The sequence below is a fragment of the Alterirhizorhabdus solaris genome (genome assembly GCF_007785815.1).
Classification (GTDB): Bacteria; Pseudomonadota; Alphaproteobacteria; order Sphingomonadales; family Sphingomonadaceae; genus Alterirhizorhabdus; species Alterirhizorhabdus solaris.
Genome location: NZ_VNIM01000018.1, coordinates 23,006 through 44,691, shown reverse-complemented (window position 1 = coordinate 44,691; position 21,686 = coordinate 23,006). Strand labels below are relative to the sequence as shown.

The following is a 21,686-nucleotide window of genomic DNA, read 5'->3' as shown; positions in this document are numbered from 1 at the left end:
CTGCCGCGAGTGCCCGACCACGAGTCGGGATCGGCGTGTCAACCATCGCAGGAAGGAGGACTGATCCGGGCCGGGTTCACATTTTACAGCGAGGCCGATCATCCCCGGCGCGAAGGCTTTAGGCCGAGCCGCCCGTCACACGGTCGACCCGGAACAGGTCCGGGGTGAAGTTTTCGCCGAGGCTTCCGGCGTCCCCGGCCGGTTGTTGATCGACCGAAACCTCAACCTCGCAATGCCAGGCAGGCATGAATGGTAGTTATACTTCGAGCGGTAGGAACGACAGGAGACGAGTCGATCGTGCCGCGCCGAGGCATGCTCGCGCGACATCGCCTGACGCAATCCACGATGGATGTACCGGGGTGAACGAAGTCGGCCCCGCCGCAGGGCAGGCCGTCGGGGCCGGCGTGCAGACGCCATACGGTCGGCCTGCGGACGCCGGCTCTTGCCGCCCGCCCGCCCGGCGGCATAAGGCCGAAGGTGATGCTGTCGCCCGCGCCACCCGCTGCCCCGTCGCCCGTCGATCCGCCCGGCTGGTGGAGCGACCGTCGCTACCTGCTGCTGCTGGTGGCGCTGAGCGCGGTGCCGCTGCTGTGGCCGTCGCTGCCGCCACTGACGGACGCGCTGGGCCACCTCGCGCGCTATCATGTGGAGATGGCGATCGACACGTCGCCCTGGCTTCACCGTTATTATGCGTTCCACTGGGCACTGCTCGGCAATCTGGGCGTCGATCTGCTGGTGATCCCGCTGTCGGCGCTGGTCGGCGTGCAGCTGGCGGTGAAGCTGATCGCCATCGCCATCCCCACGCTGACCGCCGCCGGGCTGCTGCTGGTCGCGCGCGAGGCGCATGGCGGGCGGGTGCCGCCGACCGCCGCCTTCGCGCTGCCGCTGGCCTATGGCTTTCCGTTCCAGTTCGGCTTCCTCAACCACACGCTGTCGATGGCGCTGGCGCTGCTCGCCTTCGCGTTGTGGCTGAGGCTGGGGCGGGCGGGCCGCTATCGACTGCGGGCCGGGCTGTTCCTCGCCATCGCGCCGCTGATCTGGCTGGCGCACGTGTTCGGCTGGGGGGTGCTGGGCCTGCTGTGCCTCGCCGCCGAGCTGGCGCGCGATCGCCAGGGAGGGGGCAGCCGCTGGCACGCGCTGTGGCGCGCGCCGATCGCCGTGCTGCCGCTCGCGCCGCCGCTGATCCTGATGGCGCTGTGGCGCAGCGGGGCGGTGGCGGGGATGACCGGCGACTGGTTCAACTTTACCGCCAAGCTGGCCTATTTCGCGGCGTCGCTGCGCGATCGCTGGTTCGCCTTCGATGTCGGCAGCGTGCTGTTGCTGACGGGGCTGATCCTCGCCGCGCTGTTCCGGCGTGGGGGCCTGCGCTTCCAGCACATGCTGGCGCTGGCCGCGCTGATCCTGTTCATCGCCTATCTGCTGCTGCCGCGCATCCTGCTCGGATCGGCCTATGCCGACATGCGGCTGATCCCCTATGTGCTGGCGATCGCGGTGATCGCGATCCGGCCGAGGGAGGATGCGCGGCGGATCGCGCCGGTGCTGGCGGTGGCCGCGCTCGCCTTCTTCGGGGTGCGCACGGCGGCGACGACGGTGAACTTCATCGGCTACGACCGCGCCTACAGCCGTCAGCTCGCCGCGCTGGATGTAGTGCCGCCGGGATCGCGCATCCTCGTGCTCGTCAGCCTGCAATGCCAGGGCAGCTGGGTGACGACGCGGATGGACCATCTGGGCAGCCAGGCGATCGTGCGGCGCGATGCGTTCGTCAACGGCCAGTGGGTGATGCCGGGCGCGCAGCTGCTGCAGGTGACGTACAAGGCGGCCGGCCGCTTCGCCACCGATCCCTCGCAGTTGCTGCGCCCGTTGGCGTGCCGGGGCCACGGCGAGCCGATCTTCGAGGACACGCTGAAGAACTTCCCACGCGCGGCGTTCGATTATTTCTGGCTGATCGACATGCCGCCCGAACGCTGGCCGCACGAGCCGGACCTGATCCCGGTGTGGCATGGCGCGCGCGGTGTGCTGTACCGCGTGCGGCATGATCCGGCGCAACCGGGGCTGCGCGCGAGCAGGATGTAAGGCGCCCCTTCGCCGCTCATCCCGAGAAGCTGGCCGGACGTTAAAGTTCGCGCCTCGACTTCGCCGGGATCCCGACCAGCCTCTCGGGATGCGCGGGTCGGCTTCGGATCATCCGGCTCTGGAACCTCGTTTGGTTCGGGCACCGTCGTGATGCGCGCCGGCGACCTTCGGACTGGATATCAGAGATCAGGCGGGTTCCGCCACGATCGCCAGCGAGACGCCGAACGGCAGCGTGCGTCTGGGCACCCAGTACCGTTCCGCGCCGAACAGCGCCTTGAGCACGGCGTTGACCGGCGCGGGCGGCATCGCATCGTCGCCGCCCTCGCGCTTCATCAGCCGGCCCGCCGCGCGCGCGGCGACGACGAGCGGATAGAGCACGGTGTTGAAATGGGTGAGGTGGCGCACGCGGTAACCGTTCGCCTCGAACACCTCCCGCAGCGAACCGGCGGTGTAGCGGCGCTGGTGATGGTGCGCGGTGTCGTGCGCGCTCCACAGGCCGGGTCCTGCGGGCACCGTCACGACGATGCGCCCGCCCGGCGCCAGCTTGGGCAGCAGCGCCGCCAGCGCCGGGCCGTCGTCGGGAATATGCTCCAGCACGTCCAGCATCGCGATCATGTCGTAGGCACCGTCCGCCAGATCGACGCCATCGGGCAGCAGCCCGCCCTTTACCTCGATCCCGGTGCGGGCGGTGGCGAGCGCGCGGGCCGGGCCGTCCGGCTCCACCGCGTCCACCGCGCCGAACTGGCCGAGGAGGGCGATGTTCGACCCGGTGCCGCAGCCCATCTCCAGGATGCGCGCGTCGGACTTGAGCGGCACCTGCGCGCGGATCAGCCGGTCGATGATCCGGCGGCGGGCGACGAACCACCAGTGCGCGCCGTCGATCCGCGCCATGTTGTCGTAGGTTTCGCGGTCCATCAGGCGTCTCCAACCGTCTCGCGGACGATGTAGATCGGCCGATGCTTCACCTCGACCAGGATGCGGCCGACATATTCCCCGAGGATGCCGAGCGACATCAGCTGCAACCCGCCGAAGAACAGCACCGCCACCATCAGCGAGGGGTAGCCGCGGACGTCCGAACCGAACAGGATCGTCTTGGCGATCACGAACAGCGCGAACAGGATGCCCCCCAGCGCGATCGCCCCGCCCAGATAGCTCCACACGCGCAGCGGCACGGTGGAGGCACTGGTGATGCCGTCGATCGCCAGCGTCCACAGCTTCCAGTAATTGAATTTCGTCCGGCCCAGCCTGCGCTCGACCCGGTCATATTCCACCGCCGTCTGGCGGAAGCCGCCCCAGGCGAACAGCCCCTTCATGAAGCGGTTGCGTTCCGGCATCACCTTGATGACGTCGACCACCTTGCGGTCGAGCAGGCGGAAGTCGCCGGCATGTTCGGGGATCTTGTCCATCGAGAGCCAGTTGTGCGCGCGGTAATAGAGGTCGGCGGTCATCCGCTTGGGCAGCGAATCGCTCTGGCGGTTGCGGCGCACGCCGTAGACCACGTCGAAGCCGGCGCGCCATTTCTCCAGCATCGCACCGATCACCTCGGGCGGATCCTGCAGGTCGACGTCGATCGGCACCACCGCGGCCCCGCGCGCATGGTCCAGCCCGGCCGAAAGCGCCGCCTCCTTGCCGAAATTGCGCGAGAGCGAGAGCGCGCGGATACGCGGGTCGGCACGGTTGGCGGCGCAGATCGCGGCCATGGTGGCGTCGGTGCTGCCGTCGTCGACGAACAGCACTTCCCACGAAAGCGGCGTGCCGTCGGTTTCGCGCAAGCCGTCGAGCACGGCGGAGACGCGGGTGACGAACGCGCCGACCGCCTCCTCCTCGTCCTTCACCGGCACGATCACCGAGAGCATGATTTCCCCTCGCCTTTCACAGAAGATCTGGCCTCACTCGAACACCCAGCGCCGGTTGAGCCAGAAGACCGCCAGCGGCGTGACGCCCAGCACCAGCGGATAGGGCGACCAGACAGGCCAGGCAAGGCGGCTCACCAGCAGCCATACCCACAGGCTGTTCAGCCCGAAGCTGACCAGCGAGATGATGACGAAGCGGCCGCCCGTGCGCCACAGGTTGCCGCGCCTGCCGTGCCCGCGGAAGCTCCACCGGCTGTGGACGACATAGCCGACCACCACCGCGCCGAGGAAGCCCGCCGTCCACGCCAGGTTCGGGTCCAGCCGCCCGCGCGTGGCCAGCACCCAGTACACCCCGATGTTGACGATGCTCGCCAGCCCGCCGGTCAGCCCGTAGCGCACCAGCTGCCCGAGCAGCACCCGCCATTCGCCGGCCTTGTCCGCCAAATCCATCCACCGCGCCCCGCTTGCCCTTTAGCCCCGAGCGACTAATGGCCGCACACGCTCATGGCCAGCTTTCCCCAACATCCGGTGAACCCGCCCGCCGATCCGTTCACCCGCCGCTGGGGCTGGTGGACCGCCACGCTGTGGCTGCTCGCCGCGATCGCGCTGATCGTGGTGAAGTGGAGCGCGATCCGCTGGTTCGCTCTGGGCGATACCGACGACAGCCTGCGCATCGCCGAGGTGAACAGCTGGCTGGGCGGGCAGGGCTGGTACGATCTGCGGCAATATCGCCTCGATCCGCCGGGGGGTGCCAACATTCACTGGTCGCGGCTGGTGGACCTGCCGATCGCCGGCATCATCCTGGCGCTGAAGCCGCTGCTGGGCTTTGCGGTGGCCGAGAAGGCGGCGGTGGCCGTCGCGCCGCTGCTGCCGCTGGGGGTGGCGATGGGATCGCTGGCGCTGGCGGTGCGGCGGCTGGTGGCGCCCGCAGCCTTTGCGCTGGGCGCGCTGCTGCTGCTGTGCGGGCAGAGCGCGCTGTTCATGTTCATGCCGCTCAGGATCGATCACCACGGCTGGCAACTGGCGATGCTCGCGCTGGCGGTGGCGGGCAGCGCCGACCCGAAGGGCGCGCGCGGCGGCGCGACGCTGGGGATCGCCACCGCGCTGTCGTTGACGATCGGGCTGGAGATGCTGCCCTATCTGGCACTGGCCGGCGGCGTGACGGCGCTGCGCTGGGTGGCGGACCGGGGCGAGCGCGCCCGGATGGCCGCCTATGCCGCCACGCTCGCGGCCGGGGCGGCGGCGGGTTACGTGATCTTCGCGTCCTATGCCAATCGCGCGCCGGTGTGCGACGCGCTGTCGCCGGTGTGGCTGTCCGTCTGCCTCGGCGCGGGCGGCTTGCTGGTGGCGCTGGCGGCGCTGCGGGTGGAGCGCTGGTGGCTGCGGCTGCTGCTGGCCGGGGTGGCGGGCGCGGTGCTGGCGGGCGGTTTCGTCCATTTCTGGCCGGATTGCCTCGGCCGGCCCGAACGGGTCTCGCCCGAACTGGACCAGTTGTGGCTGTCGCACGTACGCGAGGCCAAGCCGATCTATTCGCACGGTTGGCGCGTGTACCTGCCGACGCTGGCGCTGCCGCTGGCGGGCGTGGTCGGCGCGCTGGCGATGCTGTGGCGTACCCGCCGCACCCCCACCTTCGCTGGCTGGGTGACGCCGGCGCTGCTGGCCGTCTCCGCCTGCCTCATGCTGCTATGGCAGGCGCGCGCCGGGCCGGCGGCGCAGCTCCTCGGCGTGCCGGGGGCGGCGGCGCTCGGCTGGATGCTGCTGCCCCGTGTCACCCGCGATCGGCGGACGGCGGTGCGGCTGGGCGGCACGGTGGCGGCGCTGCTGCTCGTCTCGGGCGTGGCGGTGCCGCTGATCGTCAACGCCATCCCGCCGGCAAAGGAGGCGCGGGGGCGCAAGGCGGTGGCACTGGCGAACCGGCGCTGCCCCACGCTGCCCGCGCTGGCCCCGATCGCGAAACTGCCGGCGGCGACGATCCTCACCTTCGTCGATTTCGGCCCGCGCCTGATCGCCACGACGCACCACAGCGCGATCGCCGGCCCCTATCACCGCAACGGCGCGGCGATCCTCGACGTGCAACACGCCTTCCGCGGCCCGCCGGAGGTGGCACGCGACGTGATGCGTCGGCACGGCGCGACGCTGCTGCTGATCTGCCCCGGCATGTCCGAATCGACGATCTACGCCAGCGAGGCGAAGCGGGGGCTGTACGCGCAACTGATGCGCGGGCGCGTGCCGGCATGGCTGACGCCGGTGCCGTTGCCGAAGGGATCGCCGCTCAGGCTGTGGCGGGTGGTGCCGTGAAGCGGGTCGGCTGAGGGGCTGGTTTCGCCCAATTGCGGCAATTCGTAGAGCGTGCCAGTGTATTGCATGACTTATGACGATGAGGCCCGCTTTGTCGAATGCGTGCGGAAGCTGGTGAAGCACCGGCCGGTGCCGTGGAAGCCCCAGTGAAGGACCAGCGGGCAGGCTTCGGATGCCTTCTCACGATTCTTGTCATCAACGCGCTGCTGATGGGTCTATTTGCATTGGGATTCACCCAAGGCCCCTATTCTAGTCGAGAGCAGGAGCTTTGGTATCGTTACGGCTCTATCGGCTTCTTGACAGGCGGCGTGGTTCTTCCCGCCTACGCGCTGCTGCTCGGTGGAAAACGAGCGTCTTGGACAATTGTCCCGCTGACCGTGTGGATGGTTGCGGCGCTTTTCGCGTTCTTGGTTTACGTGTTCTATTCCGGTGGCGGGGTGTAGGTGTTTCAGCGCCCGTGCTTGCAATCGAGAAGTCACCAATTTCTATGGTCTGACGAAGGTCCGCTAACCACCAGTCATCGCCGCCCGCTTCTCTCCTCACGCCGCCCCCACGCCCCCGCGCAGCTTGTCGATCACCCAGTCCTTGGCCACTGCCCAGTCGTCGATCCGGGCGTGGGCGGCGGGGGCCTTGGGGGTGTGTTCGGCGAGGCGGGGTTCGGCGATCATGTGGAGGCGCCACACACCCGGTTGCGCGTCCGCCACCGAGGCGTGGTGGACCGCCAGATCGTCGACGAACACCGTGGCGCTCGGGGCATATTCCGCCACGAGGCGGCCGACCGGGGTGCCCTTGCCGCCCTGGTTGCACACCACGCGGTGGCGGATGCCGTGCGTCTCGAGCTGCGCCACCCGGCCCGGCTGGCAGTGATCGCGCAGGTTGGTCAGCACCACGATGTCGGCAATCTCCGCAATCTCGGCCAGCGCCTCGCGTGCGTGCGGCACCAAGGTCTGGCGGCCCATCTCGGTGGCGAAGAAGCCGTCGAGCAGCGGCCACACCTCGTCCGCCCGCACCGTCTCGCCGGTGGCGCGGTGGCTGAGGGCGGTGCCGAAATCATGGTTGGCGCCAAGCGCGAAATCGATCGCGTGCGCCTCGCCCAGCCAGTCGCCGAAATGGCTGACCATGTGCAACAGCACCTCGTCGCAATCGGTGATGAGGAGGGGGCGGCTCATCGTTCCAGCTCCTCGCGCGCGGTGACAAGGGATTCGGGCCGCACCTCCAGCGCGTCGGCGCAGGCGATCAGGTCCGGCTGGTGCGATTCGAGGAAGCCCAGCACGGCGGCCAGCACCTCCCGGTCGGCGGCGCGCTGGCGCAGGTCGTCGGGCGCGAGGCCGGTGAGCGCGAGCAGGCGCGTGGCCCGCTCCACGTCCGACACCGCCCATGCCAGCGCCGACAGCGCCAGGGCGGTGGGGTCATGGCTTACTTTGTCGGTACGCATCGCCTAACGTCTCCACCGGATAACCGAGGGCGGTGCGTGGCGAAGAAAGTGCTCGTTGTCGAGGACAACGAACTGAACCTGAAGCTGTTTTGCGATCTGCTGCGCGCGCACGATTATGAGGTCGCGCCGGTGCGCGACGGGCGCGAGGCCATGGCGCGCGCGGTGGCTTTCGGGCCCGATCTCATCATCATGGACATCCAGCTGCCGCATGTGAGCGGGATCGACCTGATCGTGCAGTTGAAGGCCGACGAGTCGCTTGCCGCGATCCCGATCATGGCCGTCACCGCCTATGCGGGGAAAGGCGACGAGGAGCGGATCCGCGCGGCGGGGGCCGAAGCCTATGTATCCAAGCCGATCTCGGTGATGCGCTTCATCGAGACGGTGGTGGGGCTGATCTGACGACCGGCCCCGGCAGACGGTGGCGCCCGCCCCACGGGGCGGCGCCGGCCGGCTTACTTGATCTTGGCTTCCTTGAAATCGACATGCTTGCGCACGACGGGATCATATTTGCGGAAGCTCATCTTCTCGGTCGTGTTGCGCGGGTTCTTCTTCGTCACGTAGAAGAAGCCGGTGTCGGCCGTGCTGAGGAGCTTGATCTTGACGGTGGTCGGCTTGGCCATGACCCGATACCCTTGATGAACTGGACACGAAAAAAGCGGGGCGGCGTCACCGCCGCCCGCTTTGGAAGCGGCGGCAATGGCGGAAGGCCTTGCCCAAGTCAAGGTGCGTGGCAGGCCGGTCACGCCACGGTCTTAATCCGGCGCTAAGGCGCAGGGGCGTAGCCGGCGGAAAAGGGGAACAGAGACATGGCCACTGCCGCACCAGCCGAATCGATGACGATCGCCGCCGAATTGCAGGCGCGGATCGACCAGCTCGCGCGTGATTCGCGGATGTTGTCCGTGGGGGAGCTGTGTCGCCGCGTGGATGCCGTGCGTAACATCGCCGCCGCCCGCCGGCTGCTGCCGCTCGCCCGCTTGGCCGGCAGCCTGCGCGACGCGCTGGCCGAAGGCGGGCGCGGCACCCCGATGACGCCGTGGATCGAGGCGATGCGCGAGTCGCTTGGCCACGATGCGCAGGACGAGGCGACGGCGCGCGCCTTCGTCGCCTCGGTCGGCGTGCGGCTGGCCGGCTGAGCGGGGCGGCGGGCGATGGACGCGCTGTTGCCGGCCTTCGTCGCCGCCGGGCTGGCCGAGATCGGCGACCGCACCCAGCTGCTCGCGGTGCTGCTGGCGATCCAGTTTCGCCGGCCGGGGGCGGTGCTGGCGGGGGTCGCGGTGGCGGCGCTGGCCAACAGCCTGCTTGCCGCGTTCGGCGGCACGGTGGTGCACGATCTGGTCAATCACCGCGCGATCGCGCTGATGCTGGCGGTCGGCCTGATCCTAGCCGGCGCCGGCTGCTTCTGGCGGCCGAAGCCGCCGGTGCTGGCCACCTACGGCCCGATCGGCGTGTTCGGCACGGCGGCGGTCGGCTTCTTCATCCTCGAATTCGGTGACAAGACGCAGTTGCTGACGCTGGCGATCGCCGCACGGGTCGATTCGTTCGCGCTGGCGGCGCTGGGGGCCACCGCCGGGATCGTGCTGGCCAATACCCCGGCCGTGCTGCTGGCCGGCGAGTGGCAGCGCCGCGTGCCGTTGCGTGGGGTGCGTGCCGGGATCGGGGCGCTCTTCATCGTCGTGGGGGCGGTCGCGGCGATCGGGGCGCTGCGGCTCAACTGATCTATCCGTCCGATCGGTCTGATCGCGCTTTTTCCAACGATGGTAACCCAGGACATGCCACCAAGCGGCTGACGGATCGTTAAGCCGCCGAACGGACAACAGGAGCGACAGCATGGCCAAGACCCCGAAGATCAAGACGCCCGAGGCGACCGCCGAACTGGCGACGCCGACCGATCTGACCGCAAACTCGACGATGAGTGTCGCGGACGCGCTGAACGGCATTCTCGCCGACAGCTTCGCCTTGTACCTCAAGACGAAGAACTTCCACTGGCACGTGTCCGGCCCGCACTTCCGCGATTATCACCTGATGCTGGACGATCAGGCGACCCAGATCCTTGGCACCACCGATGCCATCGCCGAGCGCGTCCGCAAGACGGGCAACACCACGCTCCGTTCGATCGGCGACATCGCGCGCCACCAGCGCCTGCGGGACAATGATGCGGATTATGTGAGCGCCACCGACATGCTGGCCGAACTGCGCGAGGACAATCTGGCGCTGGTCGCGTCGCTGCGCGAGGCCAAGGATATCGTCGACGAGGCTAAGGACAACGCCACCAGCGGCATTCTCGACGAATGGACGGATCTGGCGGAAGAGCGCGCCTGGTTCCTGTTCGAGGCCAGCCGCAAGGGCTGAACATCGCCGGTATCACCGGAAGGGCGGGGGCCGCAGGGCCGCCCGCCCTTTTTGCGTTCAGAAGATCAGCTTGAACACGCCGGTGATGACCAGCAGGCCGATCAGGAAAATCGCCAGAACCACGCATCCCACCGCACGTAACATCGCTTCATTCCTCGACCGTTGAACACTCCGTCAAACCGGCGCCCGGCCGATCCGTTCCGCCGCCGTCATTACAAGCGACGGACCGGGCATGGGGACGGAACGGGCCGGCCGTTCCGTCGTTCGGTCCTGCATCTGGTGGAGGTTATCATGCTGAAGTGGGCACTTATCTTTCTTGTCGTCGGGCTGGTACTGGGTGCCATGGGCTTCGGCGGCGTGGGCGGCGCGTTCGTCGGCATCGCCAAGATCCTGTTCTTCGTCGCGATCGCGATCTTCGTGATCTTCCTCGTGCTGGCGCTGGTGGCCGGCAAGAAGGTCGTCTAGCCACCGTCTGAAGCCGGGCCATGCGGGACTTTTCACGGCTGCTCGACGGGCTGGTCTACACCCGGTCCCGCAACGCCAAGCTGAAGTTGGTCGCAGATTATCTGCGGGTGACGCCCGACCCCGACCGGGGTTGGGCGCTCGCGGCGCTTACCGGCGAAATCGATCTGCCGGCGATCAAGTCCGCCGCGATCAAGGCGCTGGTGGAGGAGCGGGTCGACCCCGTCCTGTTCGCGATGAGCCGCGATTACGTCGGCGATCTGGCCGAAACCGTCTCGTTGCTGTGGCCGAAACCGCCGGGCGAGCCCCCCGAACTGGATGACGGCGCCCTCCGGCTGGGTGCCGTGATCGAACGTCTGCAGACGCTGCCCCGGGCCGAGGCACCGCGGGCACTGGCGGCAATGCTCGACCATCTCGATGCCAGCGGACGCTACGCCCTTCTCAAGATCGCGACCGGCGCGTTGCGCGTCGGCATCTCCGCCCGGCTCGCCAAGACGGCGCTGGCACAGGCCTTCTCGCTCGATATCGATGCGGTGGAGGAGGTGTGGCACGGCATCGCGCCACCTTATGAGGCGCTGTTCGCTTGGGGCCTCGGCACGGCCGCCCAGCCGACCGCCGCCGATACCCCGGTGTTCCGCCCGTTCATGCTCGCCCACCCGCTGGACGAGCTGCGCGTCGACCTCGCCGACTATGCCGCCGAGTGGAAGTGGGACGGCATCCGCGTGCAGATCGTCGGCATCGCCGGGGAGACGCGGCTCTACAGTCGCGCGGGTGACGACGTAACGAAGAGTTTTCCCGACGTGGCCGCCGCCTTCACCGGCCTCGGCACGCTCGACGGGGAACTGCTCGTCAGGGGGGCGGCGCAGGGCGGCGAGGAGGGCGGCGCCGCCAGCTTCAATGCGCTCCAGCAGCGGCTCGGTCGCAAGGTGGTGCCAGCTAGGATGCAGGCGGAGTATCCTGCTTTCATCCGCCTCTACGACATCCTGTTCGACGGCGCCGAGGATCTGCGTGCGCTGCCGTGGACGGAACGCCGGACCCGGCTGGAAGCGTTCGTCGCCGGGCTGGACCCGGCCCGCTTCGACATTTCGACGTTGCTCGACGCGGCGGATTTCGACGCGCTGGAGACGATCCGGGCCGGCGCGCGCGACGCCGCGATCGAGGGGGTGATGCTCAAGCGGCGCGACAGCCCCTATGCCGGCGGGCGGCGCGTGGGGCTGTGGTACAAGTGGAAGCGCGACCCGCTGACCGCCGATTGCGTGATGATGTATGCCCAGCGCGGCCACGGCAAGCGATCGAGCTTCTATTCGGACTACACCTTCGGCTGCTGGACCGGCGACCCTGCGGCCGGTGGCGAGTTGCTGCCGGTGGGCAAGGCCTATTCCGGCTTCACCGACGAGGAGCTGAAGGGGCTGGACCGCTTCGTCCGGAACCACACGCTCTCCCGCTTCGGCCCGGTGCGCGAGGTGGAGAAGAGCCTCGTGCTGGAGGTGGCGTTCGATTCGATCCACGAATCGAAACGCCATAAGTCCGGCCTCGCCATGCGCTTCCCGCGCATCTCCCGCATCCGGCGGGACAAGCCGGCCGCCGAGGCGGACCATATCGACACGCTGCGGCGGATGATCGCCTGAATGCGGCCGGTCGTGCCGGGTGCCACATCGCGCGCCCGCGCCATCATGGTGCAAAAGGCGGCGACGCGGGGTGTCGCGCCGGCCCGGTTTCGGCTAGCGCATCCGGCGTGTCGCCACGACACGTCGATTTTTGGCAGTTGCGGGAAGAAGAATGACGAAGCGCGCGCTCATCACCGGGATCACCGGGCAGGACGGGGCCTATCTGGCGCAATTCCTGATCCGCAAGGGCTATGAGGTTCACGGCATCATCCGCCGTTCGTCTCATCTCGGCGTGGCCGATCACCGTCTGCGCTGGCTCGGCATCGCCGACAAGCTGACCCTGCACGACGCCAACCTGTCCGACCTGTCGTCGCTGATCCGCATCGTCTCCGAGGTGCAGCCCGATGAGTTCTACAATCTGGCCGCGCAGTCGTTCGTCGCGACGTCGTGGCGCCAGCCCATCCTCACCGCCAACATCACCGCGGTGGGCGTCACCAACGTGCTGGAGGCGCTGCGCCTCATCAAGCCCGATACGCGCTTCTATCAGGCGTCCTCGTCCGAGATGTACGGCCTGATCCAGCAGGAGCGGCAGTCCGAGACGACCCCCTTCTATCCGCGCTCGCCGTATGCGGTGGCCAAGCTGTATGGCCACTGGATCACGGTGAACTACCGCGAGAGCTTCGGCATGCACGCCTCCTCGGGCATCCTGTTCAACCACGAGAGCCCGCTGCGCGGCGTCGAGTTCGTGACCCGCAAGGTGACGGACGGGGTGGCGCGGATCAAGCTGGGCCTCGCCACCGAGCTGCGGCTGGGCAACATCGACGCCAAGCGCGACTGGGGCCATGCCCGCGATTACGTGAAGGCGATGTGGCTGATGCTGCAGCAGGAGGCGGCCGACGATTACGTCGTCGCCACCGGCATCACCACCACCGTGCGTGACATGTGCCGCATCGCGTTCGACCATGTCGGGCTGGAGATGGACAGCCATCTGGTGATCGACCCCGACCTGTTCCGCCCCTCCGAGGTGGACGTGCTGCTGGGCGAGCCGGCCAAGGCGAACAAGGCGCTCGGCTGGACCGCCGAGACGAGCCTGCGCGACATGATCGTCGAGATGGTCGAGGCCGATCTCAAACGCCTCTCCAGCCCGGCTGCCCCCACCGAGCAGCCGCTGCCAGAGATCCTGCCCTGAAGATGGCCGGGGAGATGCCCGTGACGCAGGACGCCGGCACGCCGCTGCCGTTCGACCGTATCCTGGTGACGGGGGCGGACGGCTTCGTCGGCGGACACCTCGTCCCCGCGCTCGCAGCCCGGCTGCGGCCCGGTGCGCGGCTGGTGCTTGCCACGCGCACGCCCGGTCGCCGGGGCGAACGGGAGGAGGTCGCGTTCGACCTGACCGACCGCGCCAGCGTAGATGCGGCGGTGAAGGCGGTGCGGCCGGATCTGATCGTCCACCTCGCGGCGCAGGCCTCGGTCGGCCAGTCGCTGAACGCGGCGGCCGGCACGTGGGCGATCAACGTGTGCGGCAGCCTGACGCTGGCCGAGGCGGTGGCGGCACATGTGCCCGGGGCGACGTTGTTCTTCGTCAGCAGCGTGGAGGTCTATGGCCTCAGCTTCAACGAGGGTATCGCGACGGAGGCGACGGCGATGTGGCCGCAATCCTCCTATTCGCGATCCAAGGCGGCGGCCGAGGCGATGCTGGGCGACGTGCTGCCGGCAAGCGCCCGGCTGATCGCGGTGCGCCCGTCCAATCACAGCGGGCCGGGGCAGGACGAACGGTTCGTGATCCCGGCCTTCGCCGCGCAGATCGCCCGGATCGAGGCGGGGGCGACGCCGCAGATCGCGGTCGGCAATCTCGATGCCGAGCGCGACTTCATGGACGTGCGCGACGTGATCGCCGGCTATGTTTCGCTGCTGTCGCGCGCGGAAAGCCTGCCGGCGCGCAATATCCTCAACGTCGCCTCGGGGCGGACGGTGAAGATCGCCCGCATCCTCGAACTGCTGCGTGGCATGAGCACGGTGGAAACGACGGTGACGACGGACCCGGCACGCGTGCGGCCCAGCGAGGTGCCGCTCGCCGCGATCGACGCCAGCGCCTTCCGCGCCGCCGCCGGCTGGGCGCCGCGCCACACGATCGAGGAAACGCTCGCCTCGATCCTCGAGGACCAGCGCGCGCGGATCGTGCCGAAGCCCTGATGCGGTGGCGGGCGGCGCTGGTGGCGGCCCTGCTGCTCGCCGCGCCGCCCGCCGTCGCGCGCAAGCCGCCGGTCCCGGTCGGCACCATCACGCTCGATCTGTCCGATCCGCAGGTGACGGTCACGGTCGAAGGGGTGGCGCTGCGGTTGCGCGTCGCGCTCGACGGGCATGGCACGATCGAACTGAACCGCGCGGCGGTGGCACGTCTGCCGATCTCGTTCGGGAAGGCGGCATCGGCCGAGGTCGGCCGCGTCGAGCTTCCCGGCATCGCCGTGCCTGCCACGATGATGCTGGCGGGCAAGGCCGTGCCGGTGGCGCTGTGGTCCTATGGCGATTGCTGCGCCGGGGTGGACGGATCGATAGACGCGGCGCTGCTGCCGTTCGCGGAAATCCGCTTTGAACGCGCCGGACGTGGCGGTGGGACAGGCGATTCGCGCAGCTATGCCCTTCTGCGCGACGAGGATCATGGCATGGGGGTGCGCGAAACGGTGACGGGTCGTGCGGTCCTCGTCCAGTTCGCGCTGGATCGCCCTGAGACGCTGGCGACCGCCGCTGCCGGTGCCATCGTGGCGGCGGCGCACGGTGGCCGGTTCGAGGGGGATTATGCGCCGGTCCTCGTGGCGTGGGGCGTCAGCCGGCCGTCGCGGGTGATCGCCTTTGCCCGGCCGGCCCACCTCGCCGGCTTCCGTTTCGACCGTCTCCGCACCCGCACCGGCGATTTCGCCGGCCGCGACCAGCTGCCGAGCGACCCGCGTCAGCCCGACGAGATCGTCGTCCGCCGCCGCCACCCACCGCAGCACGGCTGGGCGGCGGTATCGATCGGCCGCGACCGGCTGGACCGCTGCGACGGCCTGCTGTTCCACCCCGCCACGCTGCTGCTCACCCTGCATTGCGATGCGGGCGGATGAGGGGGCGATCCCCGCCGCGGTGCCGGCGCTCGCGCCGCAGTGACTGGCGCTGCCGCTGCTCAGGCTCGTCACAATCGATGGCGTTCATCCGGCGCCGCGACCCTGCTGTGCCACCTGCCGATGGTCGCGGCGCTGGCATCAGCGGCATCGTCGATCGGGGATCGTCGCGCCCGGGCGTCATTCGCCCGGCAGGGCGACTTTGCGAGACAGGATGGAACGGTGCCGCGCCGATGGCTTCCGCCACGCAGATGATGGCCGCACCGTCACCTTTGGCTCGGATCTTATGATATTCCGGGCGTCATGGCTTTCTCGGAGAATGACGATCCATGCCCCCCGGCCGGTATGCGCAGTGCGGGCGGTGGTCGCGTCACGGCTTTCAGGTCGTCGCGATGGGATGCCGTTTACGCAGCGTCGCGACGTCGCTGGATGAGCGGAATCCGCGCCGCCCTGTCCGCGCGTGCCACGCAGGTGGTCGCCGGGCCGCGTGCCCCCGGTCGGTCGCGACTCGGTGTGGTTTGCCCTATGCGGTGGCCTGGCTGGACAGGTGCGATCGCCGCCGCCTTGCTGGCGTTCGCCACCCCGGCATTCGCCGCGCCGCCGTCCGCGGTGCAGGCGGCCAACGTGCGGGTGTTCGACAAGGCGTGGTCGCTGGTGGCGCGTCGTTACTGGGATCGTGACCTGCACGGGCTGGACTGGGCGGCCGAGCGTGACCGCTTCCTGCCCGCCGCACGCGATGCGACGGATACCCGCGCGCTCTATGCCGCGATCAATGCGCTGCTCGCCCGGCTGGGCGACAGCCATGTCTATGCCGTCAGCCCCGAACGGCGCGACTTCGCGCGCGCGGTCGGCAAGGGGGAGGCGGAAAGCGGCTTCGGTTTCGATGCCTATGAGAGCGGCGGCCGATGGCGGGTGCGAGCGGTGCGGCCGGAGGGGCCGGCGGCGCGGGCGGGGATGCGGATCGGCTGGGTGCTGGTGTCGGTCGATGGCCGGCCGGTGGATGTGGACGCGCATTTCGGCACGGCCGACACGGCGACGCTGGTGCTGGAGGACGAGTTCGGCCGCCGCCACACGCTGATGCTGGAAGGCGAGCCGCTGCCGCCCGTGCCCAGCCGGCGTGCGCTGCGGCTGGGCGGTGGCGTGCTGCTGCTGGCGTTCGATCAGTTCGCCCCCGGCGACGACCGCTGGCTGCGGCGCGAGATCGAGGACATTCCCGACCTGCGCGGCGTGATCCTCGACCTGCGCGAGAATGAGGGCGGCGAGGCGGAGGTGCTCGATCGCGTCGCCGGCCTGTTCGCAAACGGGCGGCAGGTGGTGCTGCGGCTGAACGCGCGATCCGAGCGGGCCGAGAAGACGAGCGGGCGGGCCGTATGGCTCGGGCCGCTGGCGGTGCTGATCGGCCCGCGGTCGGCAAGCGCGGCCGAGGCGCTGGCGGCGTTCCTCGACGAGAGCGAGCGTGCGCAGACAGTCGGCGAACGGACCGCCGGCGCGCTGACCGCCGGGGCCGAGCATCGCCTGCCGGACGGCGGCCGGCTGACCGTGGCGGAACATGACGTCCGCACCCCCGGCGGCGCGCGGCTGGAGGCGGTGGGCCTCGCCCCGCGCTATCCGGTGACGCCGACGCTGGCCCAGTTGCGCGCGGGGGCGGACCCGGCGCTGGCGAAGGCGGTGGCGCTGGTGAGCGACCGTTAACGAGAAAATGCGCCCGTTACGCTCCTTGCCCGGTCGCTTCTTGACGTCGGACGACTTGGAAGCCGACCCGCTCATCCTGCGGAGGGGCTGAAGCCTGGCGAGAACCCGTTTCGAAGGACGTGCGCGCCCGACACAGGCGCAGCATCATCACCGCGTCGGCGCGGGCGCCGCCGTCACCGCCGGATCGATCAACTCGTCGCCGCCCAGCGTGCGGTAGAGTTCGACGAGGTTGGTCGCCCGCACGAGCCGGGTGGAGGCGAGCGAGCGGCGGGCGTTGTAGAGCGTGCGTTGCGCGTCGAGGCTGGTCAGGAAGGTGTCGATCCCCTCGCGGTAGCGAGCATCGGCCAGCACGTAATTATCCCGCGCGGCCTCCTCCAGCGCGATGTTGGCGGCGGCCTGCGTCGCCACCGTGCCCTGACGCGCCAGTGCATCGGCGACCTCGCGGAAGGCGATCTGGATGGTCTGGCGGTAGAGCGCCACCGCGCGGTCCGCCTGGGCCTCGGCATAGGCCAGATTGCCGCGATTGGCGCCGCCGTCGAAGATCGGCAGCCCCACCGCCGGCGCGGCGGACCAGGTGAACGCGCCGCCGGTGAACAGCGACGACAGCGCGGTGCTGGCGAAGCCGACCGCGGCGGTGAGGCTGATCGTGGGGAAGAAGGCCGCCCGCGCCGCGCCGATCCGCGCGTTGGCGGCACGCAGCACATATTCGGCCTGCACCACGTCCGGCCGGCGCAGCAGGATGCGCGAGTCGAGGCCGGCGGGCAGGGTGGCCAGCGTGCCGTCGACGCTTTCGATCGAGGCGGGCAGATCGGCATCCGCTACCGGCGTGCCGACGAGCAGTTCAAGCGCGTTGCGATCCTGCGCGACGAGCGTGACGAGGTTGGCGCGATCGGACCGCGCCTGTTCCAGTACCGTCTGCGCCTGCCGCACGTCCGATCGCGGGGCGATGCCGCCCGCGCGCCGCGCGTCGGTCAGGTCGACGCTGCGTTTCGCGCTCGCCTCGGTATCGATGGCGATGGCGAGCAGGCTGCGGTCGGTCGCCAGCGTCAGCCATGCGCTCGCCACGTCGCCGACGATGGTGAGGCGGGCGGCGCGGACGGCGGCCTCGGTGGCAAGATATTCCTGCAACGCCGCTTTGTTGAGATTGCGGATGCGGCCGAACAGATCCAGCTCGAACGCCGTGACGCCGACGTTGGCGGTATAGACGGTGCGGGTGCCGCCGCCGCTCGACACGATGGTGCCGGTGCCGGTGCCGGTGGTTCCGGTGGTGGTCGAGCCGGTGCCGCTGTCGCTGATCGACACGCGCCCGGCCGCATCGACCGCCGGCAGCAGCGCCGACCGCTCGACCCGGTACAACGCGCGCGCCGAGGCGACGTTGGCGAGCGCGACGGCGATATCCTGGTTGTTCGCCAGCGCGCGCTCGATCACGCGCTGCAGGCGCGGATCGCGGAAGATGTCGCGGTAGGTGACGGTCGGCAGCGCCGCCTCGCTCTGGCGAAGGTAGGCGTCGCCGACCGGCCAGCCGGCGGGCACCGGCGGCGCGGGGCGGACGTATGTCGGTTCCAGGCTGCACGCGGCCAGCGCGCCGAACGCGGCAAGCGTGGCGAGGCGGCGGATCACGCCGGCTCCGCCGCAGGGCGGTCTGTGGGGGCGGGCGCTGGCGAATCGTCAATCTTCGCATCGCCATCCTTGACGCGGGGGCCGAACCAGCGGCGGACGAGGACGAAGAACAGCGGCACGAAGAAGATCGCCAGCACGGTCGCCGTCAGCATCCCGCCGATCACCGCCGTGCCGATCGCCACGCGGCTGGCGGCACCGGCGCCGGTGGAGATGGCGAGCGGCAGCACGCCGAAGATGAAGGCGAGGCTGGTCATCAGGATCGGCCGCAACCGCAGCCGCGCCGCCTCCAGCGCCGCCGCCGCCGGCGTGGCGCCGCGTTTCTCCGCCTGTTCTGCGAACTCCACGATCAGGATCGCGTTCTTCGCTGAAAGCCCCATCGTGGTGAGCAGGCCGACCTGGAAATAGACGTCGTTCTCCAGCCCGCGCAGCGCCACCGCCACCGCCGCGCCGACCAGCCCGAGCGGGATCACCAGCATCACCGAGAACGGGATCGACCAGCTTTCGTACAGCGCGGCAAGGCACAGGAACACGACCAGCAGCGACAGGCCGTAGAGGATCGGCGTCTGCCCGCCCGACAGCCGTTCCTGATAGGATAGGCCGCTCCACGCCACGCTGGTGCCGGGCAACTGGCCGGCCAGCTCGGTCATCCGGTCCATCGCCTCGCCGGAACTGTGGCCGGGGGCGGGCTGGCCCTGGATTTCGAAGGCGGACTGGCCGTTGAAGCGGTTGAGCGTGGTCGGCGCCTGCCCCCAGCTCACCTTGGAGAAGGCCGAGAAGGGCGCCATCGTGCCGGTTTCGGTGCGGACGAACCAGTTGGCCAGATCCTCCGGCCGGCTGCGATAGGGCGCGTCGCCCTGCACATACACCCGCTTCACCCGACCGCGATCGACGAAGTCGTTGACGTAGCTGCCGCCCCACGCCGCCGACAGCGTGGAATCGACCTGCGCCTGCGAAATGCCGAGCGCGCCGACCTTTTCCTGATCGATATCCACCTGCAACGTCGGTACGTCCTCAAGCCCGTTGAGGCGGACGGCGGACAGGGCGGGATCGGCGCGGGCGGCGGCAAGCAGCTGGTCGCGCCGGGCGTTGAACGTCAGCCGGTCAAGCCCGCCGGTATCGAGCAGCTCCATCGTGAAGCCGTTCGACTGGCCGAGGCCGCGCACGGCGGGCGGGCTGGTGGCGAAGAATTCCACGTCGCGCAGACTGGCCAGCGCCTTGTTGGCACGCTCGTTGACCGCCTCGACGGCGTTCTCCGCCCCGTGGCGATCGTCCCACGGCGCGAAGGAGATGTAGCCCCGGCCGGCGTTCTGCCCCGATCCGCCCGGCCCGCCGCCGATGATCGTGAAGATCACCGAGGCATTGGCGGCCTCGAACTTGCGGAAATAGGCCTCCACCTGCTTGGCGGCGTTCAACGTCCGTTCCTGCGTCGCGCCCGGCGGCAGAGTGAACTGGAGCTGCGCGCGCCCTTGATCCTCGTTCGGCAGGAAGCTGGTGGGCAGCATCAGGAACACCGCGACGAACGCGGCGGCGATCGCTGCATAGCCCAGCATCCATAGCCAGCCGTGGCGCAGCACGCGCTCCACCCCGGTGCGGTAGCGGTCGGCGGTGCGATCGAACCAGTTGTTGAAACGGTCGCCGAAACGGTGGGCGATGCGGGCGAAACGGTTGCCGTCGGCCGCCGCCGGATCACGCCGTTTCAGCAGCGTGGCAGCCAGCGCCGGCGACAGCACCAGCGCGACCAGCACCGACAGGATCATCGAGGAAACGATCGTGATCGAGAACTGGCGGTAGATCACGCCGATCGATCCGCCGAAGAAGGCCATCGGCATGAACACCGCCGACAGCACCAGCGCGATGGCGATCAGCGCCGTCTGGATCTCGCCCATCGACTTGATCGTGGCGTCGCGGGCGCTGATGTCCGGCTCCTCGTGCATCACGCGCTCGACATTCTCGACCACGACGATGGCGTCGTCGACGAGCAGACCGATCGACAGCACCAGCCCGAACAGGGTGAGCGTGTTGATGCTGAAGCCGAAGATGGCGAGGATGCCGAACGTGCCGAGCAGCACCACCGGCACCGCGATCGCCGGGATCAGCGTGGCGCGCCAGCTTTGCAGGAACACGAACATCACGATTACGACGAGGACGATCGCTTCCAGCAGCGTCTTCACCACCTCCTCGACCGACAGCTTGATGAAGGCGGTGCTGTCGTTGGGGATGGCGTAGCGGTAGCCGGCCGGGAAGCTTTTGCTGCGCGCCTCCACGTCGGCCTTCACCAGCTCCGCCGTCTTCAGCGCGTCGGCGCCGGGAGCGAGCTGGATGCCGATGCCGGCGCCGGGGTGGCCGTTCAGCCGGCTGAGCGAGACATAGCTTTCGGAGCCGAGCTCCACCCGCGCGACATCCTGCAACAGCACCTTGGCGCCGCTGCTCTGCGTCTTGACGATGATCTTGCGGAACTGGTCCACCGTGGTCAGCCGCGAGCGGGCGGTGACGATCGCGTTGAGCATCTGCCCGGGAGGCGAGGGCTGGGCGCCTATCTGACCGGCGGCCACCTGGGTGTTCTGCGCCTGGATCGCGGCGGTCACGTCCGCCGGGATCAGCCCGTAGCCGGAGAGGCGGAACGGATCGAGCCAGATCCGCATCGCATATTGCGCGCCGAACACGTTGACGTCGCCCACGCCCTCGATCCGGCCGATCGGATCCTGCAGCGTCGACACCATGTAGTCCGACACGTCGAACACGGTGCTGCGATCGGTTTCGTCGTAGAGCGAGATGATCATCAGCAGGTCGGGATTGGACTTGGTGACGACCAGCCCCTGCTGCTGCACCTGCGTGGGCAGCCGGGGCAGCGCCTGCTGCACCTTGTTCTGCACCTGCACCTGCGCGATGTCGGGATCGACGCCCTTCTCGAAGGTGACGGTGATGGTGACGCTGCCGGCGGAGCTGGAGGTGGCGGAGAAGTAGATCAGCCCGTCCAGCCCGGTCAGCTGCTGCTCGATCACCTGCGTGACGCTGGATTCGAGGATTTCGGCCGAGGCACCGGGATAGTTGGCGCGAATGTTGATCGAGGGCGGGGCGATATCGGGATACTGCCCCACCGGCATCGACAGGATGCCGCCGATGCCGCCGAGCATGATGATGATCGCGATGACCCACGCGAAGATCGGCCGATCGATGAAGATGCGCGAGATCATGGGGC

22 protein-coding genes are annotated in these 21,686 nt (G+C 69.3%); 13 read left to right on the top strand and 9 right to left on the bottom strand.

Annotated features, from left to right (window positions below):
• Positions 1-480: 480 nt before the first annotated feature.
• Complete coding sequence (locus FOY91_RS06525) at positions 481-2,073, top strand: hypothetical protein (RefSeq protein WP_145149335.1); 1,593 nt, start codon at positions 481-483, stop codon at positions 2,071-2,073.
• A 186-nt stretch (positions 2,074-2,259) separates the two neighbouring features.
• Here the strand turns inward: FOY91_RS06525 and FOY91_RS06520 are convergent, their stop codons facing one another.
• The 3 genes from FOY91_RS06520 to FOY91_RS06510 are packed head-to-tail and all read right to left on the bottom strand — an operon-like array spanning position 2,260 to position 4,376.
• Positions 2,260-2,988, bottom strand: a complete 729-nt coding sequence (locus FOY91_RS06520) for a class I SAM-dependent methyltransferase (protein WP_145149314.1) — start codon at positions 2,986-2,988, stop codon at positions 2,260-2,262.
• The gene (locus tag FOY91_RS06515; protein ID WP_145149312.1) at positions 2,988-3,929 is read right to left on the bottom strand and encodes a glycosyltransferase family 2 protein; all 942 of its coding nucleotides are present in this window, start codon (positions 3,927-3,929) and stop codon (positions 2,988-2,990) included. Before FOY91_RS06515 ends, FOY91_RS06520 begins: the two co-directional genes overlap by 1 nt.
• A gap of 33 nt (positions 3,930-3,962) precedes the next feature.
• Positions 3,963-4,376 (bottom strand): GtrA family protein, encoded by a 414-nt coding sequence (locus FOY91_RS06510; RefSeq protein ID WP_145149310.1) that lies wholly within the window; start codon positions 4,374-4,376, stop codon positions 3,963-3,965.
• 54 nt (positions 4,377-4,430) lie between these two features.
• On the opposite strand from FOY91_RS06510, the gene FOY91_RS06505 reads away from it, so the two are divergent.
• Both FOY91_RS06505 and FOY91_RS06500 read left to right on the top strand, forming a co-directional pair.
• Positions 4,431-6,224 (top strand): AcrB/AcrD/AcrF family protein, encoded by a 1,794-nt coding sequence (locus FOY91_RS06505; RefSeq protein WP_238995278.1) that lies wholly within the window; start codon positions 4,431-4,433, stop codon positions 6,222-6,224.
• A gap of 98 nt (positions 6,225-6,322) precedes the next feature.
• A complete protein-coding gene (locus FOY91_RS06500; RefSeq protein WP_238995277.1) occupies positions 6,323-6,667 on the top strand; it encodes a hypothetical protein in 345 nt (114 codons plus the stop codon).
• 96 nt (positions 6,668-6,763) lie between these two features.
• On the opposite strand, the gene FOY91_RS06495 is transcribed toward FOY91_RS06500, so the two are convergent.
• On the bottom strand, positions 6,764-7,393 hold the full coding sequence (locus tag FOY91_RS06495; protein ID WP_145149308.1) for an HAD family hydrolase: 630 nt from the start codon (positions 7,391-7,393) through the stop codon (positions 6,764-6,766).
• Entirely contained in the window at positions 7,390-7,659 is a 270-nt protein-coding gene (locus tag FOY91_RS06490; protein WP_145149306.1) for a DUF3572 family protein, read from the bottom strand. Before FOY91_RS06490 ends, FOY91_RS06495 begins: the two co-directional genes overlap by 4 nt.
• Before the next feature lie 36 nt (positions 7,660-7,695).
• Between FOY91_RS06490 and FOY91_RS06485 the strand changes: the two genes are divergently transcribed.
• Positions 7,696-8,058 (top strand): response regulator, encoded by a 363-nt coding sequence (locus FOY91_RS06485; protein WP_145149304.1) that lies wholly within the window; start codon positions 7,696-7,698, stop codon positions 8,056-8,058.
• Positions 8,059-8,111: 53 nt separating this feature from the next.
• On the opposite strand, the gene rpmG is transcribed toward FOY91_RS06485, so the two are convergent.
• Positions 8,112-8,279, bottom strand: coding sequence for a 50S ribosomal protein L33 (gene rpmG, locus FOY91_RS06480; protein ID WP_145149302.1), 168 nt, complete (start codon positions 8,277-8,279; stop codon positions 8,112-8,114).
• 186 nt (positions 8,280-8,465) lie between these two features.
• Here rpmG and FOY91_RS06475 point away from each other — a divergent pair, with 186 nt between their 5' ends.
• The 3 genes from FOY91_RS06475 (at position 8,466) to FOY91_RS06465 (ending at position 10,008) form a co-directional block, all read left to right on the top strand.
• The gene (locus tag FOY91_RS06475) at positions 8,466-8,792 is read left to right on the top strand and encodes a hypothetical protein (protein WP_145149300.1); all 327 of its coding nucleotides are present in this window, start codon (positions 8,466-8,468) and stop codon (positions 8,790-8,792) included.
• Between the two features lie 15 nt (positions 8,793-8,807).
• A complete protein-coding gene (locus FOY91_RS06470; RefSeq protein WP_145149298.1) occupies positions 8,808-9,374 on the top strand; it encodes a TMEM165/GDT1 family protein in 567 nt (188 codons plus the stop codon).
• Positions 9,375-9,486: 112 nt separating this feature from the next.
• A complete protein-coding gene (locus FOY91_RS06465; RefSeq protein ID WP_145149296.1) occupies positions 9,487-10,008 on the top strand; it encodes a Dps family protein in 522 nt (173 codons plus the stop codon).
• Between the two features lie 57 nt (positions 10,009-10,065).
• Here FOY91_RS06465 and FOY91_RS22925 read toward each other — a convergent pair whose 3' ends face one another.
• A complete protein-coding gene (locus tag FOY91_RS22925; protein WP_476692371.1) occupies positions 10,066-10,152 on the bottom strand; it encodes a small membrane protein YohP in 87 nt (28 codons plus the stop codon).
• Between the two features lie 147 nt (positions 10,153-10,299).
• On the opposite strand from FOY91_RS22925, the gene FOY91_RS06460 reads away from it, so the two are divergent.
• The 6 genes from FOY91_RS06460 (at position 10,300) to FOY91_RS22580 (ending at position 16,867) form a co-directional block, all read left to right on the top strand.
• The gene (locus tag FOY91_RS06460; protein ID WP_145149294.1) at positions 10,300-10,473 is read left to right on the top strand and encodes a DUF1328 domain-containing protein; all 174 of its coding nucleotides are present in this window, start codon (positions 10,300-10,302) and stop codon (positions 10,471-10,473) included.
• A 20-nt stretch (positions 10,474-10,493) separates the two neighbouring features.
• Positions 10,494-12,098: a cisplatin damage response ATP-dependent DNA ligase gene (locus FOY91_RS06455; protein ID WP_145149292.1), complete on the top strand. Its 1,605-nt coding sequence runs from the start codon at positions 10,494-10,496 to the stop codon at positions 12,096-12,098.
• A 151-nt stretch (positions 12,099-12,249) separates the two neighbouring features.
• Positions 12,250-13,266: a GDP-mannose 4,6-dehydratase gene (gene gmd / locus FOY91_RS06450; RefSeq protein ID WP_145149290.1), complete on the top strand. Its 1,017-nt coding sequence runs from the start codon at positions 12,250-12,252 to the stop codon at positions 13,264-13,266.
• 20 nt (positions 13,267-13,286) lie between these two features.
• Positions 13,287-14,270: a GDP-mannose 4,6-dehydratase gene (locus tag FOY91_RS06445; RefSeq protein ID WP_203234510.1), complete on the top strand. Its 984-nt coding sequence runs from the start codon at positions 13,287-13,289 to the stop codon at positions 14,268-14,270.
• On the top strand, positions 14,270-15,178 hold the full coding sequence (locus FOY91_RS06440; RefSeq protein WP_145149286.1) for a hypothetical protein: 909 nt from the start codon (positions 14,270-14,272) through the stop codon (positions 15,176-15,178). Before FOY91_RS06445 ends, FOY91_RS06440 begins: the two co-directional genes overlap by 1 nt.
• A gap of 522 nt (positions 15,179-15,700) precedes the next feature.
• Positions 15,701-16,867 carry a S41 family peptidase gene (locus FOY91_RS22580; protein WP_162527158.1) on the top strand — a complete coding sequence of 389 codons (1,167 nt, stop codon included), beginning with the start codon at positions 15,701-15,703 and terminating at the stop codon, positions 16,865-16,867.
• A gap of 147 nt (positions 16,868-17,014) precedes the next feature.
• Here the strand turns inward: FOY91_RS22580 and FOY91_RS06430 are convergent, their stop codons facing one another.
• Together FOY91_RS06430 and FOY91_RS06425 are read right to left on the bottom strand one after the other, a co-directional pair.
• Positions 17,015-18,487: an efflux transporter outer membrane subunit gene (locus tag FOY91_RS06430; RefSeq protein ID WP_145149282.1), complete on the bottom strand. Its 1,473-nt coding sequence runs from the start codon at positions 18,485-18,487 to the stop codon at positions 17,015-17,017.
• Complete coding sequence (locus FOY91_RS06425; protein WP_145149280.1) at positions 18,484-21,681, bottom strand: efflux RND transporter permease subunit; 3,198 nt, start codon at positions 21,679-21,681, stop codon at positions 18,484-18,486. Before FOY91_RS06425 ends, FOY91_RS06430 begins: the two co-directional genes overlap by 4 nt.
• Positions 21,682-21,686 lie beyond the last annotated feature (5 nt).